The organism is Burkholderia pyrrocinia, from assembly GCF_001028665.1.
GTDB lineage: Bacteria > Pseudomonadota > Gammaproteobacteria > Burkholderiales > Burkholderiaceae > Burkholderia > Burkholderia pyrrocinia.
The window spans coordinates 3116700-3131792 of the sequence record NZ_CP011503.1; the positions used below are offsets into that span (position 1 = coordinate 3116700).

Sequence of the window (15093 nt, forward strand, 5' to 3'; positions counted from 1 at the left end):
GGCGCGCGGTTTCCCGACCCGAATCAAGCGCTCGTCATGGACGTCAAACTCGTTGCCCGCACGCTCGACCTGTTCGAGCTGTTCGCCGCCGAACGGCGGCCGCTGCCGCTCACCGAACTCGCGCGCCTGCTCAATGTGCCGGCGTCGAGCTGCCTCGCGATGGCGCGCACGCTCGTGAGCCGCGGCTACCTGTACGAAGTGCGCAAGCGCGGCGGCTACTACCCGACGCGGCGCCTGCAGACGGTCGCCGCCGCGATCGATGCGACCGATCCCGTCGTCGACATCGTGCATCCGCATCTCGTCGCGCTGCGCAACGCGAGCCGTGAGACGGCCGTGCTCGGCAAGATCCAGGGTTTGTCGGTGACCTACCTCGACGTCGTCGAATCGGAGCAGGCGATCCGTTATACGCGCCAGCCGGGCGAACTGCGGCCGCTGCACGCGAACTCGATCGGCAAGGCGATCTTCGCGGAACTCGCCGGCGATGCGCAGCAGGCGCTCGGCGCGCAGTTGCCGTTCGAGCGTTTCACCGACGCGACGGTGGCGGACCTGCCGGCGCTCGTTGCGCAAACCGCGCGGTTTCGCGAACTCGGTTGGGCCGAGAACTTCGGCGAAAGCGCGCCCGAGCTGTCGGCGATCGCGGTTGCGCTGACGCTCGACGGCGACTGGTACGGGCTGTCGGTCGTCGGGCCGACCGAGCGGATCCGCCAGCATCGCGACACGCATGCGGCGTTGCTCGTCGACGCGAAGGCGCGGCTGCTGGCCGAGCACGCGCGCGGGTAGGGCAGCGGCACGCGACGGCCGGCAGCGGGCCGGCAGTCCGAACTGCACCCCAAAAGCTGGGCACCGATCCAACCTTTGGGGTGTTTTGCATGGCGAAGCATGACGAGCCGTTACGGCGTGCGATCCTGCCGCGCCGGAAACGGCCCGCCGCGCATCACGCGCCGGCGCGTTGCACCATCACGACTTCACCCACACGCCGCCGGCACTCGGGTTGTCGCCCTGGGTCCACCATTTCGCGCAGTACTTCGCACCCTGGTACATCACGCAGGTGCCGCCCTGGTAGGCGGTCGTGGCCGACCACACGGGCGAGCCGCCGCCGACCGGTTTCCACACCGCCGCCTGGCCGGGCACGTCGCCCTGCGTCCACCATTGCGCCTGATACGTCGTGCCCTGGTAGGTGACCGTCTCGCCGGCCGTATAGACCTGGCCGGCCACCCAGGGCGCGCCCGGCTGCGGCGTGCCGCCGTCCGAGCCGCCGCCGTAGTTCGGGTCCTGCGTGACGCCCGCGCCCCACTTGCCGTCGAGCTTGCGGAAGATCGCCGCGAACGCGTACGGCTGCTGCGCGACGCCCGAGCAGGTCGGCGACGCATACGCGCCGTTGTTCGGGCACGGCTGGTCGCGGCCGACCGACCAGTTGCCGAAGAACCCGTAGCCGTTGTTGACCGCCGCGTTCAGCACGCTTTGCGCGTTCGCGAGCGTGAAGGTCTCGCCCTGCACGTCGTTCACGCCGATCATCGGCGTCACCCCCACCATCTGCCAGAGCTGCGCGCCGGTCTTCGGCTGGCCCGCCGACTTGAACGCCGTATCGAGCTGCGCGTACAGCGCCTGCGCGGCGCTGATCGCGGCCGCGCCCATGTCGATGTTCGCGGGGCCGTAGTCCATCGTCATCAGGTTCACCGCGTCGAACGTCGACTTGTTCGCGATCGCCGCGTTGACGACGTTCAGGCCGTCCTGCGTGAGCCCGGTCGGCATCGTCGGCAGCGTCAGCGTGACGTGCAGCGGCTTGCCCCGCGCCGCATAGTCGGACTGCAGTTGCGCGACGGCCTGGAAGTTGCGCGCGACCGCAGCGGTGTCCTGCTGCGACGCGCCTTCGATGTCGAAGTCGATATGCGTGAGGCCGTACGTGTCGATCACGGTCTGGTACGCGGTCTTCAGCGCGGGAACCGTCGAGCACGCCTGCATCAGCGGCGTGCCGTTCGCACCGCCGAACGACACGGCGACTTCGCCGCCTTTCGCGCGGTAGCTCGCGATCGACGTCGACAGCGCGGTCAGCAGGCCGCCGCTCGCACCGTTGCCGATCGGCTGCACGCCGCCCCACGACGGCGCGCAGCCGTTGCCCGCGACCACGAACGCGAGCGTGAACTGCTGGATGCCTTGCCGGACGCCGATCTGGTCGACGAGCGGCGTCGGATAGAGCGTCACGTCGACGAAAGGCGCATAGACGCCGGCGCCCTGGGACACGCTCGCGGCGGCGAGCAGACAGCCCGCGGCAAGCGCGCGCGGGATGAAACGCGGCAACACATTGTTGTTCATTGTGTTCTCCAAGTGGAAGAGGGATACGCTGGCCCGCGTATCGCCGCCGGGCGGACGATCGGGCATGCCCGGTCGGCGGCGTGCCCATCTTGGAGGATTCGCGTCGAATAGTGAATAGTCAGGAGTTCTTTTTGTTATTTGATTCCCGATACGTAACGATCTTGCCGATTCGACACCGTTGCGCAACGCATCGGGCGGGCGATTTTCCCGATCGATCGTGCCGATCGCGCGAAGCCCGATGCGCGTCGCTTATGTCGCCTATGTCGCTTACGTCGATGCAGGCTGCACAAGCGAGCACGCGAGCGCGACGAAGCGTTCGACGCACGCCGACGCAAACGGCTCGCTCCACGACACGATCTGCTCGACCGCGCGCGCACCGGCGAGCGGCACGTAGATAACGCCCGGACGCTGCAGCGTCGCGGTGAAACCCGGCACGATCGCGATGCCGCGTTCGGCGGCCACCAGCGACACGAGCGTCGTGATCTGCGCAGCGGTCGCGCCGATGCGCGGTGAGAATCCGGCTTGCGTGCACAGGTCGTCCAGCGCTGCAGTGAATGCCGAACCGTAGCCGGTCGGAAAGGTCACGAAGGTTTCGTCCGCGAGTTCCGCCACGCTGACGCTCGCGCGGCCCGCGAGCGGATTGCCGGCCGGCACGGCCGCGACGAGCGGTTCGCGCGACGCGACGAGCGACGCAACCGCTACGCCGGGCGCGCCGTCCCACGCCCAGCCGAAGCCGATGTCCATCGTGCCGTCTGCGATCTGCTGGCGCTGGCTGGCGGTCGCCGCTTCGCGGAATGCGAGCTCGACGTCGGGCATCGTCCGGCTCGCGGCGCGGATGACGTCCGGGAACGTGTCGGACATCGGAATCGAACTCGCATAACCAATCACGATGCGCCCGGCGATGCCTTGCGCGATCTTGCGCGCGCTCGTCTCCGCCTCGGCGGCCGCGCTGACGACGTGGCGCGCATGCTCGAGAAACAGCGTGCCTTCCGGCGTCAGCCGCACCGCGCGAGTCGAACGCTCGAACAGCCGGACGCCGAGCTCGCTTTCGAGCGCGGCGATATGGCGCGTCAGCGGCGGCTGCGCGACACGCAAGCGCAGTGCGGCGCGGCCGAAGTGCAGTTCGTCGGCGACGACCACGAAATAACGAAGGCGGCGCAGGTCGAGCATTGTTGTCGTTCCGGTATCAATGGCGATGAAAACGGTATTGGCGCGCGTGCGGCGCGCTCGTCAGACTGTCGGCATCGATGACAGGGCAGCCCCGATGAACGACAGGATCACGCGTATCGCGTTCTTTCTTTGCGGCTTCGCCGCGTTTCTCAATCTCTATTCGACGCAGGGCATCCTGCACGAACTCGCGGCGACCTTCGGCGTCAGCGCGGAACGCGCGGGGCAGGGCGTGAGCGCGACCACGACGGCCGTCGCCATTATCGCGCCGTTCGTCGGCATGCTGGCTGCGCGCATCGAGCGGCGCGTCGCGATTTCGCTCGCGGCGGTGGCGGTCGCGCTGCCGGTCGTGTGGTCCGCACATGCGGCGAGTTTCGCGTCGTTTCTCGGTGCGCGCTTTGCCGCCGGGCTGCTGATGCCGTTCATCTTCGCGCTGTCGATCGCGACTATCGGCGAGCGCTTCGATCGCGGCACGTCGGCCGAGATCGGCGCGCTGTTCGTCGCGGGCACGACGCTCGGCGGTTTCGCGGGGCGCTTCGCGACCAACCTGCTGACGTCGATGTGGGGCTGGCGGCACGCGCTCGATATCGTCGCGGCGCTGTGTCTCGTCACGGGCGTCGCGATCTACGCGAGCCTGCCGGCCGCCGGCGCGATCGCGCGGCGTTCCGGCCACGACGCGGATGCGGGGCCGTCATGGCGCATCGTCACGCGCGGCCCGCTGCTCGCGTCGTTCGCGATCGGCGCGTGCGTGCTCGCGTCGCAGGTCGCGACATTCACGTTCGTCGGCTTGCGGCTTGCCCGCGCGCCGTTCGGCTTCGGCACGGTCGGGATCGGCGCGATCTATGCGGTCTTCCTGGTGGCGGTGGTCGTCACGCCGCTTGCGGGGCGCGTCGCGCGGCATCGCGGCCCGCGCGCACCGGGGCTCGCGGCTGCGGCATTCGCGATCGGCGGTGCATTGCTGACGTTGTCCGACAGCGTGCCGGCGATCCTGGCCGGCCTCGCGCTCAGCTCGACCGCCGTGTTTATCGAACAGGCGTCGGCCAACGCGTTCATCTCGCAGGCCGCTTCGACGGCACGCTCGACGGCGATCGGCATCTACCTATCCTGCTATTACTTCGGCGGCAGTCTCGGGTCGATCCTGCCAGTGCCCGGCTGGCATCGGTGGGGGTGGGCCGGCTGCGTCGCGTTCGTCGTCGTTGCTCAAGCGATCGTCGGCGTGCTCGTGTACCGGTTCTGGCGAACCGGCAGCGCAGTCGGTACCGGGCATGCCGACGTGCGCGGCGCCGGATTCACGCGCTGACCGCGTTCAGCGATACCAGCGCGGCGTATAGACCCACTCGCGTCCGCCGTCGATCGCGAAACGCCGGGTGGTCGACGAGCCGACGATCACCATCGTGCGCATGTCGACCTGGTCGCTGCGCAGCGCGCCGAGCGTCGTCGTCGCGAGCGTCGCACCCGGCCGGCCGATGTCGCGACCGAGCACGACCACCGTCTCGGCCGCACGATGCGCGCGCACGACATCGAGCGCGCGGTCGAGCTGCCATGGCCGCGCACGCGAGATCGGGTTGTAGAACGCCATCACGAGATCGGCTTGTGCCGCATGCCGCAGGCGCGTCTCGATCACGTCCCACGGCTTCAGGTTGTCCGACAGCGAGATCGCGCAGAAGTCGTGGCCGAGCGGCGCGCCGGCTTGCGCGGCCGTCGCGAGCGACGCCGATATGCCGGGTTCCACGCGCAGGTCGACTTTCGCCCATTGCGGATCGCGCGCTTCGTCGAGCGCTTCGAGCACGGCCGCAGCCATCGCGAACACGCCGGGGTCCCCCGACGACACGACCGCGACGCGCCGGCCTTCGGCCGCGAGCTCGAATGCATGGCGCGCGCGCTGCATCTCTTCGCGATTGTCGGTGCCGTGCACGCGCTGGTCCGCGCGGAACGGGCCGGCCATGTTCACGTAGGTCGTGTAGCCGAGGATGTCGGTCGCATCCGCGAGCGCGGCGCGCGCCGCCGGCGTGAGCCACGCGGCGCCGCCCGGGCCGAGGCCGAGCACCGTCAGGCGGCCGCGCGCACGGCCGAGCGTGGCGGGATCGACCGGATGCGACGCGACTGCGCACGCAAGGCCGTTCGATACTGCGCGCAACGTGTGCGCGACGCGCAATGCGCGGCCGAGCAGCGTGGCCGCATCGGCTTGCGCGTGAGGGTCGACATCGACATCGACGAAGCGCAGCGGCACGCCGAGCGTTTGCGCCGTTTCCTCCAGCGCCGCTTCGCCGATCTCCGATGCCGGCGCGACGATGGCCGCGAGCGCCAGCCGCGCGAGGCCTTGTGCGTCGAGCGCGGCTTCGATGCGCGCGGCGAGCGCTTCGTCCGCGTGCACGGTTTGCGCATCGACGCCGACCACCACGCTGCGCGGATGGATCACGAGTTCGTCTTGCGTGCCGCGCCAGGCATCGGGCGTCACGCGGATCGCATGCGCGGCCGCATCGTCGCGCGGCAGCGCGACATCGTCGAGCCACGGCGCCGCGCCGTCGATGCGCGTCGACGCGCCCGCGAGCAGGTCGGACACGAAACGCTTGCCCTGCGCGAGATCGGCGAGCGCATAACCTTCGGGCGGATTGAGCACGCATGCGCCGAAGCGCAGTTCGCCGCTCGTCGTGATCGCCGGCGCGACGCCGAGCCAATCGGCCAGTTCGCGCGCGATCACGTTGACGCCCGTCAGCCCGCCGAGCAGCGGCACGACGGCCGAACCGTCCTCCGCGACCGCGAGCACCGGCGGCTCGACGCCCTTGTCGGCCAGCGCGGGCGCGAGGCAGCGAATCACGATGCCGGCCGCGCACAGCGCGACGATCGGCAAGCCGCGCGCATACAGTTCGCGCAGGTGTGCGCCGAGTTCGTCGAACGGCTCGTCGGCATCGACGCGGGACGCGAGCCCGTGCACGCGGGCGCCCGGGTAGCGCGCCTGGATGCGCCGCGCGGTGTCGAGCGCGCCGGCGCCGAGAATCACGATCGCGGGCGGAGTCGTCATCCTTGCCATTTTTCCCCCGGCACGACGAGCAGCGAGAAATACGGCGACGCCATCGGGTCGACTTCGTCGAGCGGCACGATGCGCTGGCTCGCCATCGTCGCGCGCTCGACGTACAGCGCGCGTTTCGCGAGCCCGAGTTCGTCGAGCACGCGCCGCACCTTGTCGAAATTGCGGCCGAGCTTCATCACGACGGCCGCGTCGGCCTGCGCGAGCCGCGCGCGCAACTCATGCTCGGGCAGCACGCCCGACAGCACCGACAGGCTCTGGTTGCGATAGACGAGCGGCTGGCCGAGCACGGCCGTGCCGCCGAGCATCGAGCACACGCCCGGGATGACCTCGGTGTCGTAGCGCGGCGCGAGGCGGTCGTGCAGGTACATGTACGAGCCGTAGAAGAACGGGTCGCCCTCACAGATCACCGCGACGTCGCGGCCCGCGTCGAGGTGCGCCGCGACGATTTCGGCGGCCGTATCGTAGAAGTCGGCGATCACCGTCTCGTAGCAAAGCGGCGGCGGCAGCGCTTCGGTCGTCACCGGATAGACGAGCGGCAGTTGCGTCTGCGTATCGAGCAGGTGCGCTTCGACGATGCCATACGCATTGCCTTTCTTGCCCTTCGCGACGAAATACGCGACCACGGGCGCCGCCTGCAGCACGCGCAGCGCCTTGATCGTCATCAGTTCAGGGTCGCCGGGGCCGACGCCGACCCCGAACAGGCGTCCGCGCGCGGTCGTCATTCCGCCTCCGTCGCGAGCGCGTTGACCGCGGCGGCCGCCATCGCGCTGCCGCCGCGCCGGCCGAGCAGCGCGACGTACGGCACGCCGCGGCTGTCGGCGTCGAGCATCGCCTTCGATTCGGCCGCGCCGATGAAGCCGACCGGGAATCCGAGGATCAGCGCGGGGCGCGGCGCGCCGGCGTCGATCATGTCGAGCAGGTGGAACAGCGCGGTCGGCGCATTGCCGATCACGACGACGCTGCCCGCGAGATGCGGGCGCCACAGTTCGAGCGCGGCGGCCGAGCGCGTGTTGCCGAGATGCCGCGCGAGATCGGGCACCTCCGGTTCGCCGAGCGTGCAGATCACGGGATTGCCGGCCGGCAGCCGTGCGCGCGTGATGCCTTCGGCAACCATCTTCGCATCGCACAGGATCGGCGCGCCGGCCGCGAGCGCCGTGCGGCCCGCGGTGCCGGCGCCGGCCGAGAAGCGCAGGTCGTAGACGACATCGACCATCCCGCACGCGTGGATCACGCGCACCGCGAGTTTCTCGAGATCGGGCGGGACCTGCGACAGGTCGGCCTCGGCGCGGATCGTCGCGAACGACTGGCGGTAGATTTCCTGCCCGTCGCGAATGTAGTCAAGCATCGGTGGTGGTGTCCTGGCTATGCCGTGCGCCCGTGAGGCGGGCCGCGGCCTGGTCAATCGTCAGATGGCGCGCGAGCGGGGCGCCGAGGCCCGCGGCGGCGTCGCGCCGGTAAAGGTCGTAGTGCGCGGGCGCAACCGCGACGAGCGTGTGCGTCGCGGGATGCGGCAGCGCGCAGTGGCGCTCGCAGCCGGTCAGGTGCACGTCGACCGGACGGCCGATGCGCGCAGCGAGCGCGAGTGCGTCGTGTTTCGTGTCGGCGTGCGCTTTCGCGCAGCCCGCGCTACCGGTGCACGCGACGAGCGTCGCAAGCGGGTCCGACGATGTGCACACGAGGCCGAGCGATGCGAGCGCATCGAGCATGGCGGGTGCGCGTGCGTGCGACACGCCGTGGATGAACATGCCTTGCCACGGCGTCATCGACAACGTGCCGTCGCCATCGGCTTCGGCCAATGCGGCGAGCCGTTCCAGTTGCGTCGCGTCGAGCCGCCCGAGCGCGAATTGCGCACCGATGCTGCAACGCGCTGCGTCGAGCGACGGACGCGCGCCGAAACGCAGTGCGGAATCGGAATGCATGCGCCGCCAGCCGGCGAGCGCGGGATCGGCAGTGAGCGGGAAGGGCAGGTAGTGCTGTGCGCGATCCAGTAACGCGCGTTCGCCGCACGTCGCGAGCAGTGCACGCATCCGCGTGACGTCGGCCGGCGCGAGATCGAGGAACGCGAGCAGCAGTGCGCGGACGAGCGCGACGCTCTGGTCGGGCGACACATCGACCGCGGCAGGCGTATCGTCGAATGCAATCGGCGGGCAACCGGCCAGCCCGGCCGCGATGCGCACCGCGCCGTCGTCGCGGCGCCATGCGGCGAGCCAGATGTCGTGCGGATGATCGAGCGCCGCGACCGATTCGCCGCCGTCGAGCTGGATCGAAAATTTCGGCGACAGCTCGCCGCGGCGCGGCTCGCTTGCCAGCATGTCGAGCAGCGGAACGGCGAGCGCGCGGCTGTCGATGAGCGCCGCGGGATCGTGTCCGGCGAGCGGGCTGAGCATCACGTTGCGGACGTCGTCGCTCGCGGCGAGTGCGGCCGCATCGGCGGTTGAATCCGCGGTCGAGTTCGCGGTGGCATCGGCGCGCGGGCCGAGCCCCGCGTCGAGCAACGCGCGCGTCAGCGCGTCGGCCGCGCCGTCGCGAATGCCGCGTAGCTGGAGATTCGCACGATTGGTCGCGTCGATCGCGCCGGAGCCGTATGCACGCGCGGCGGCGGCGATCGCGCGGGCCTGCGCGGCATCGAGCCGGCCGCCCGGCAGCTTGATCCGGCACAGCCCGCCGTCGGCGGCCGCAACGACGCGCATGAGCCCCGGGCAGGCCGAAGGGCGCACGACAGGCGACGCAGGAATCGAATCGGGGGCGGGACTCAACGGGGTACCGGGACAGTGTCGCGCCGCGGCCAACGCATCGGTACACCCCGCCCGACGCCGACTGGCACGCACGCACTTTCTGGCCGGCAGGTCTCCTGGCTGACAGGTCGGCGCCGACTCCCGGCCTTCCCGGGCGAACCAGTGGCGTGAGGGGGGAGATCGGCTCGCTGTCTACAGTTGCGGGGGCAGCCACAGCGGCGCGCGGCGCGCCCTGTGTTCCCTCTTCGGCCCCGAGGGGCACCGGCGAACGAACGGCCGTAGGATACCCGATTTCGACCGCGGTTCGCGACCGGAAAGCCGTTCGCGACGGGCGAAACGGACGACGGCCCGGCGCCGGCGGGCCGGCAGATGAAACGCGGGATGGAACACGGTACCATGCCGTCTTTCGCAATGCGGACGGCTGCGCCGGCCCTTTTACGGCTGCGCGGCGACACGATGGAATCGAACGATGGGGAAGGGTGCATGACGGCGTGGCTGACGGTAGTGGGTATCGGCGACGACGGTTACGCGGGGCTCGGCCGCAGCGCGCGGCGCGTGCTGCTCGACGCGACGCTCGTCGTCGGCGCGAAGCGGCATCTCGACATGCTGCCCGCGCGGCTGCCGGCTGCGCGCGAAACGTGGCCGTCGCCGTTCGACATCGCGGGCGTGCTCGCCCGCCGCCCGTCGCCCGTCTGCGTGCTCGCGAGCGGCGACCCGATGCTGTTCGGCGTCGGCGCCACGCTCGCGCGCGAGCTTTCCCCCGACGAATGGCGCGTGCTGCCCGCGCCGTCGTCGCTGTCGCTCGCGGCCGCGCGCCTCGGCTGGGCGCTGCAGGACGTCGGCGCGGTATCGCTCGTCGGCCGTCCGCTCGCGACGCTCGCGCGTCACCTGCTGCCGGGCCGGCGCCTGTTCGTGCTGAGCGCCGACGGCCGCACGCCGGGCGCCGTCGCGGCCGAACTCGCCGCACGCGGCTTCGGGCCGACGCGCATCAGCGTATTCGAACATCTGGGCGGCCCGCTCGAGCGGCGTCTCGACGGCCTCGCGCAAGACTGGAACGTCGACGAAACGGCCGCGCTCAATCTCGTCGCGCTCGACTGCCAGGCCGGCCCGGATGCACCGCGCCGCGCGCTCACGCCCGGCCTGCCCGACGATGCGTACCGCCATGACGGCCAGCTCACCAAACGCGACCTGCGCGCAATGACGCTCGGACGCCTCGCGCCCGCGCCCGGCGAGCTGCTGTGGGACGTCGGCGCCGGCAGCGGCTCGATCGGCATCGAATGGATGCGCGCGCATCCGTCATGCCAGGCGATCGCGATCGAAGCGCATGCGGAGCGGCAGCGTTTCATCGAACACAACCGCGACGCGCTCGGCGTGCCGGGCCTGCAACTCGTCGCAGGCCGCGCGCCCGATGCGCTCGCCGGGCTCGCCGCGCCGGACGCGATCTTCATCGGCGGCGGTGCGACGGCGCCCGGCGTGCTCGACGCATGCTGGTCGTCGCTGAAGCCCGGCGGGCGGCTGGTCGCGAACGCGGTCACGCTGCAGGGCGAGATGGCGCTCGCCGCATGGCGCGACGCGCACGGTGGCACGCTCACGCGCGTGTCGCTCGCGCATGCGGAGCCGCTCGGCCGCTTCGACACGTGGCGGCAGCCGTTGCCGGTCACGCTGTACGATGTTCGCAAGCCCGACGCGGCCGCCACGGCCGGACCGTCGAACCTGACGAACGCAACGGACGCGTGATGCGCGACGAAACCCCCGAACAGCACGCTCCGCTGCGCTTCGGTTATACGACCGGCAGCTGCGCGACCGCGACATCGCTCGCAGCCGCGCGCCTGCTGCTCGCGGGCCACGCGGACGATGCGGTCGAGATCGTATTGCCGAAGGGGCAGCGCGTGATGATGCGGCTCGAGTTCTGCCGGACCACGGCCGACGGCGCCGAAGCCGGCACGATCAAGGATGCCGGCGACGATCCGGACGTCACGCACGGCGCGCTGATCTTCGCGCGCGTCGCGCTCGCGGCGGCACCCGGCGTGCGTTTTCACGCGGGGCCGGGCGTCGGCACGGTCACGCGTGCGGGGCTGACGCTGGCGGTCGGCGAACCGGCGATCAACCCGGTGCCGCGCCAGATGATGACGACCCACCTCGACGCGCTGGCAGCCGAGCATGGCTACTTGGGCGGCTTCGACGTGACGATCGGCGTCGAAGGCGGCGAAGCGCTCGCGCTGAAGACGATGAACCCGCGCCTGGGCATCGTCGGCGGGCTGTCGATTCTCGGGACGACCGGCATCGTGCGGCCGTTCTCGTGCTCGGCCTATATCGCGTCGATCCACCAGGGCATCGACGTCGCGCGCGCGAACGGCATCGAGCATATCGCTGCGTGCACGGGCAATACGAGCGAGGACGCGATGCGCGCGCACTACCACCTGCCCGACATGGCGCTGGTCGAGATGGGCGATTTCGCGGGCGCGGTGCTCAAGCACCTGCGGCGCGCACCGATCGCGCGGCTGTCGATGTGCGGCGGCTTCGGCAAGCTCAGCAAACTCGCGGCCGGCCACCTCGACCTGCACAGCCGCCATTCGAGCATCGACCTGCCGCTGCTCGCGCAGTGGGCGGCCGAGGCCGGCGCGAGCGATGCGCTGCAGGCGGCGATGCGCGCCGCGAACACGAGCCAGGAAGCGCTGAAGCTCGCGCTGGCCGCCGGCGTGCCACTCGGCGATCTCGTCTGCGCCCAGGCGCTGCGCGTCGCGCGCGATATCGTGCCGCCATCGGTCGCCGTCGAGATGTTCGCGATCGACCGGCAGGGCCGCTTCGTCGGGCAAGCGCGATGAGCACGCGCATCCTGCTGCTCGGCGGCACCGGCGACGCGCTGAAAATCGCGCGCGCACTCGGCCCGCACCACGTGTACAGCCTGGCCGGCCTCGGCAAGGTGCCCGACGACCTGCGCTGCGACGTGCGCGTCGGCGGTTTCGGCGGCGCCGCGGGATTGGCCGCGTATCTGCGCAGCGCCGGCATCGGCCTCGTGATCGACGCGACACATCCGTATGCCGCACAAATCAGCGCGAATGCCGCTGCCGCGACGCGCGACGCGGGCGTGCCGCTGTGGGCGCTGCGCCGCGCGCCGTGGATGCCGCAATCCGGCGACGACTGGCGGATGGTCGACGACTGGGCCGGCATCGAGGCCGCGCTCGCGCCGTTCAAGCGGCCGCTGTTCACGCTCGGCCGCGAGCCGCTCGCGCATCTCGACGCGATCCCGCCGCACCAGTTCTGGCTCGTGCGCTGCCTCGACGCGCATCCTGGCAACGCGCATGCGCAGATCGTCGCCGCGCGCGGGCCGTTCACGCTCGACGGCGAGCGCGCGCTGTTCGCGCTGATGGGGATCGATGTCGTCGTCAGCAAGAACAGCGGCGGTGCGGCCACCGAGGCCAAGCTCGACGTCGCGCGCGAACGCCGGCTGCCGGTCGTGATGCTGCGCCGGCCGCCGCTGCCCGACGCCGACCGCGCGTTCGACTCGGCCGCCGCGCTGCTCGACGCACTCGATCCGGCCGCGCGCGCGTGACGCCGCGCGGCCGATCATCCAACGAATAAACGGAGATTTTTCGATGACGGTGTATTTCATCGGCGCGGGCCCCGGCGACCCGGAGCTGATCACGGTGAAGGGCCAGCGCCTCGTGCGCACCTGCCCGGTGATCCTGTATGCGGGCTCGCTGGTGCCGGCGGCCGTGCTCGACGGCCATCGCGCGGACCAGGTCGTCAATACGGCCGAGCTCGACCTCGACGCGATCGTCGCGCTGTTCGCCGCCGCGCATGCGAAGGGGCAGGACGTCGCGCGCGTGCATTCGGGCGATCCGTCGCTGTACGGCGCGATCGGCGAGCAGATCCGCCGACTGAAGACGCTCGGGATTCCGTACGAAATCGTGCCGGGCGTGACGGCCACGGCCGCGTGCGCGGCAACGCTCGGCGTCGAGCTGACGCTGCCCGGCGTCGCGCAGACGGTGATCCTCACGCGCTTCGCGGGCAAGACGACGATGCCGGAAGGCGAAGCGCTCGGCTCGCTCGCCGCGCACCGCGCGACGCTAGCGATCCATCTCGGCGTGCGCCATCTCGCGCGCATCGTCGACGAAGTGCTGCCGCATTACGGCGCCGATTGCCCGGTCGCGGTGATCTATCGCGCGAGCTGGCCCGACGAGGAGCGCGTGACCGGCACGCTCGCCGACATCGTCGGCAAGGTGCAGGGCACGCAGATCGAGCGCACCGCGCTGATCCTGATCGGGCGCGTGCTCGACGCCGAAGGATTCGCGGATTCGACGCTGTACGCGAGCGCGGGCTGATCACGCGTGCGTTGGCCGGAGTTCGGCGCGCCGTTCGCGGAGGTGCTCGTCGCGCGCGGATCGGCGATCGCGGACATCACGTGCCCGGTGGCGGTCGAACAGTGTTCGCAACCCATGCCTCATGCCGATCTGCGAGCGACTGATCGGCGCACTGGCCGACGACGTGCAGCCCGCGATCCGGGTGTGCCGGCTGTGCAACGAAGACGCGTGCGATTTGCGGCGAGGTCCGTCCGAACATGCCTGTCGACGGTTGCCGTCGGAGCGGGAAACGGGCGGCTGACGTTCGGCCGTCCGCCTAAGCACTCGCAACCTGCCGCGCGAACCGCGGCGCAAAGCCCGCCGCCAGCGCGAACAGCACGACGCACAGGCACGCCATGACCACCCACGCGGGCGTCAGGTCCGCGAGATGCTGGCGCACGACGCCGGCCGCGAACGGGAACAACCCGGCGATCAGGTAGCCGACCCCCTGCACGAACCCCGTCAGCGATGCGGCATCCGCCGGCGTCGCCGCATGGTCGACCGTGACGATCAGCGACAGCGGGAACAGCGCGCCGATCCCCGCGCCGAGCAGCAGCGCGGCCGGCAGCGCGAGCGTTTCGGGCGCGGCCAGCATCACCAGCAAGCCGACGAACAGCGACGCGATCGCCGCATGCAGCGCGGGCCGGCGATCGGGCAGGCGGTCGATCGTCGCCGAGATCGTCAGCCCCGCGACGACTTCCGCGAGCGTCACGCCGCCGAGCAGGCTGCCGGCCGCCGTCGGCGACCAGCCGAGCCGCATGTAGTACGGCGGCAGCCACGCGAGCACGAGCGTGTACGCGCCCGTCGCGATCCCGAAGAACAGCGCGAGCCGCCATGCGCGCGGCGAGCGCGACGGCTGCGCGGTCGATGCCGAAGCCGGCCCGGCGGCGAGCGCATCGCCGCCGCGGCTGGCCAGCGGCCACGCGAGCGCCGCCACCGCGGCCGGCAGCGCCCAGCCCGCGAGCGCGGCGAGCCAGCCCCAGCGCGCCGCGGCGAACGGCGCGACGACGCTCGCGAGCACCGCACCACCCATGATCGACGTCGAATAGACGCCCATCGCGCCGCCGACGCGTGTCGCGAAATGCGCCTTCACGAAACCGGGCAGCAGCGCCTGCACCATCGCGATCCCGACGCCCGCGCAGCAGGCGCTCGCGAGCAGCAGCCACGCGTGCTGCGCGCCGATGCGCGACACGCACGCCAGCCCGATCAGCGCGACGCCGAGCCATACGCCGCCCGCGATGCCCGTCACGCGCTGCAGGCGCCGCGCACTCAGCGCACCGAGCCCCATCAGCAGGATCGGGATCGTCGTCAGCAGGCTGGCCGCGCCGTCGCCGATGCCGGTCGAGCGCTGGATCATGTCGAGCAGCGGGCCGACCGCGGCGAGCGCCGGCCGCAGGTTCAGCCCGACCAGCACGATGGCGGCAAGCCGCCATCCAGGGGAAGTGAAGCGATTCATCGACAGGCCCTCGGTATCGGTGCACGGCATCCGTCCGGGTGCCGTGCG

General features: G+C 71.2%; 13 protein-coding genes and 1 riboswitch. Of the genes, 6 read left to right on the forward strand and 7 right to left on the reverse strand.

Going from position 1 to position 15093, the window contains the following annotated elements; all coding sequences use genetic code 11:
- The first annotated feature begins 36 nt into the window (after positions 1 to 36).
- Entirely contained in the window at positions 37 to 780 is a 744-nt protein-coding gene (locus tag ABD05_RS14185; RefSeq protein WP_047900666.1) for an IclR family transcriptional regulator, read from the forward strand.
- A 177-nt stretch (positions 781 to 957) separates the two neighbouring features.
- Here ABD05_RS14185 and ABD05_RS14190 read toward each other — a convergent pair whose 3' ends face one another.
- Both ABD05_RS14190 and ABD05_RS14195 read right to left on the reverse strand, forming a co-directional pair.
- On the reverse strand, positions 958 to 2313 hold the full coding sequence (locus ABD05_RS14190) for a chitinase (protein ID WP_047900667.1): 1356 nt from the start codon (positions 2311 to 2313) through the stop codon (positions 958 to 960).
- Between the two features lie 267 nt (positions 2314 to 2580).
- On the reverse strand, positions 2581 to 3483 hold the full coding sequence (locus tag ABD05_RS14195; protein WP_047900668.1) for a LysR substrate-binding domain-containing protein: 903 nt from the start codon (positions 3481 to 3483) through the stop codon (positions 2581 to 2583).
- Between the two features lie 94 nt (positions 3484 to 3577).
- On the opposite strand from ABD05_RS14195, the gene ABD05_RS14200 reads away from it, so the two are divergent.
- Positions 3578 to 4780 (forward strand): MFS transporter, encoded by a 1203-nt coding sequence (locus ABD05_RS14200; protein ID WP_047900669.1) that lies wholly within the window; start codon positions 3578 to 3580, stop codon positions 4778 to 4780.
- A 6-nt stretch (positions 4781 to 4786) separates the two neighbouring features.
- On the opposite strand, the gene cobJ is transcribed toward ABD05_RS14200, so the two are convergent.
- From cobJ to cobG, 4 genes are read right to left on the reverse strand one after another with little or no spacing between them, the layout of a single operon-like run.
- Complete coding sequence (cobJ, locus tag ABD05_RS14205; RefSeq protein WP_047900670.1) at positions 4787 to 6502, reverse strand: precorrin-3B C(17)-methyltransferase; 1716 nt, start codon at positions 6500 to 6502, stop codon at positions 4787 to 4789.
- Positions 6499 to 7233, reverse strand: a complete 735-nt coding sequence (locus ABD05_RS14210) for a precorrin-2 C(20)-methyltransferase (RefSeq protein WP_047900671.1) — start codon at positions 7231 to 7233, stop codon at positions 6499 to 6501. The genes cobJ and ABD05_RS14210 overlap by 4 nt, the downstream gene beginning before the upstream one ends.
- Positions 7230 to 7856 carry a precorrin-8X methylmutase gene (locus ABD05_RS14215; protein WP_047900672.1) on the reverse strand — a complete coding sequence of 209 codons (627 nt, stop codon included), beginning with the start codon at positions 7854 to 7856 and terminating at the stop codon, positions 7230 to 7232. The genes ABD05_RS14210 and ABD05_RS14215 overlap by 4 nt, the downstream gene beginning before the upstream one ends.
- Entirely contained in the window at positions 7849 to 9228 is a 1380-nt protein-coding gene (gene cobG / locus ABD05_RS14220; RefSeq protein WP_279613281.1) for a precorrin-3B synthase, read from the reverse strand. Before cobG ends, ABD05_RS14215 begins: the two co-directional genes overlap by 8 nt.
- A gap of 107 nt (positions 9229 to 9335) precedes the next feature.
- Positions 9336 to 9527, reverse strand: a riboswitch (cobalamin riboswitch).
- 202 nt (positions 9528 to 9729) lie between these two features.
- On the opposite strand from cobG, the gene ABD05_RS14225 reads away from it, so the two are divergent.
- From ABD05_RS14225 to cobM, 4 genes are read left to right on the forward strand one after another with little or no spacing between them, the layout of a single operon-like run.
- On the forward strand, positions 9730 to 10983 hold the full coding sequence (locus ABD05_RS14225) for a bifunctional cobalt-precorrin-7 (C(5))-methyltransferase/cobalt-precorrin-6B (C(15))-methyltransferase (RefSeq protein ID WP_047900674.1): 1254 nt from the start codon (positions 9730 to 9732) through the stop codon (positions 10981 to 10983).
- Positions 10983 to 12071: a cobalt-precorrin-5B (C(1))-methyltransferase gene (locus ABD05_RS14230; RefSeq protein WP_047900675.1), complete on the forward strand. Its 1089-nt coding sequence runs from the start codon at positions 10983 to 10985 to the stop codon at positions 12069 to 12071. Before ABD05_RS14225 ends, ABD05_RS14230 begins: the two co-directional genes overlap by 1 nt.
- Positions 12068 to 12799, forward strand: a complete 732-nt coding sequence (locus tag ABD05_RS14235; RefSeq protein WP_047900676.1) for a cobalt-precorrin-6A reductase — start codon at positions 12068 to 12070, stop codon at positions 12797 to 12799. Before ABD05_RS14230 ends, ABD05_RS14235 begins: the two co-directional genes overlap by 4 nt.
- A gap of 43 nt (positions 12800 to 12842) precedes the next feature.
- On the forward strand, positions 12843 to 13571 hold the full coding sequence (gene cobM, locus ABD05_RS14240) for a precorrin-4 C(11)-methyltransferase (protein ID WP_047900677.1): 729 nt from the start codon (positions 12843 to 12845) through the stop codon (positions 13569 to 13571).
- 295 nt (positions 13572 to 13866) lie between these two features.
- Here the strand turns inward: cobM and ABD05_RS14245 are convergent, their stop codons facing one another.
- Positions 13867 to 15045: an MFS transporter gene (locus tag ABD05_RS14245; protein ID WP_047901217.1), complete on the reverse strand. Its 1179-nt coding sequence runs from the start codon at positions 15043 to 15045 to the stop codon at positions 13867 to 13869.
- Between the last annotated feature and the right edge of the window lie 48 nt (positions 15046 to 15093).

What these genes read in the sequence shown, in the direction of transcription:
- ABD05_RS14200 (WP_047900669.1), top strand. Translation starts at nt 3,578, where the DNA reads ATGAACGACAGGATCACGCGTATCGCGTTCTTTCTTTGCGGCTTCGCC.
- ABD05_RS14225 (WP_047900674.1), top strand. Translation starts at nt 9,730, where the DNA reads ATGACGGCGTGGCTGACGGTAGTGGGTATCGGCGACGACGGTTACGCG.
- ABD05_RS14245 (WP_047901217.1), bottom strand. Translation starts at nt 15,045, where the DNA reads ATGAATCGCTTCACTTCCCCTGGATGGCGGCTTGCCGCCATCGTGCTG.
- ABD05_RS14230 (WP_047900675.1), top strand. Translation starts at nt 10,983, where the DNA reads ATGCGCGACGAAACCCCCGAACAGCACGCTCCGCTGCGCTTCGGTTAT.
- ABD05_RS14185 (WP_047900666.1), top strand. Translation starts at nt 37, where the DNA reads ATGGACGTCAAACTCGTTGCCCGCACGCTCGACCTGTTCGAGCTGTTC.
- ABD05_RS14215 (WP_047900672.1), bottom strand. Translation starts at nt 7,856, where the DNA reads ATGCTTGACTACATTCGCGACGGGCAGGAAATCTACCGCCAGTCGTTC.
- ABD05_RS14210 (WP_047900671.1), bottom strand. Translation starts at nt 7,233, where the DNA reads ATGACGACCGCGCGCGGACGCCTGTTCGGGGTCGGCGTCGGCCCCGGC.
- cobJ (WP_047900670.1), bottom strand. Translation starts at nt 6,502, where the DNA reads ATGACGACTCCGCCCGCGATCGTGATTCTCGGCGCCGGCGCGCTCGAC.
- ABD05_RS14235 (WP_047900676.1), top strand. Translation starts at nt 12,068, where the DNA reads ATGAGCACGCGCATCCTGCTGCTCGGCGGCACCGGCGACGCGCTGAAA.
- cobM (WP_047900677.1), top strand. Translation starts at nt 12,843, where the DNA reads ATGACGGTGTATTTCATCGGCGCGGGCCCCGGCGACCCGGAGCTGATC.
- ABD05_RS14195 (WP_047900668.1), bottom strand. Translation starts at nt 3,483, where the DNA reads ATGCTCGACCTGCGCCGCCTTCGTTATTTCGTGGTCGTCGCCGACGAA.
- ABD05_RS14190 (WP_047900667.1), bottom strand. Translation starts at nt 2,313, where the DNA reads ATGAACAACAATGTGTTGCCGCGTTTCATCCCGCGCGCGCTTGCCGCG.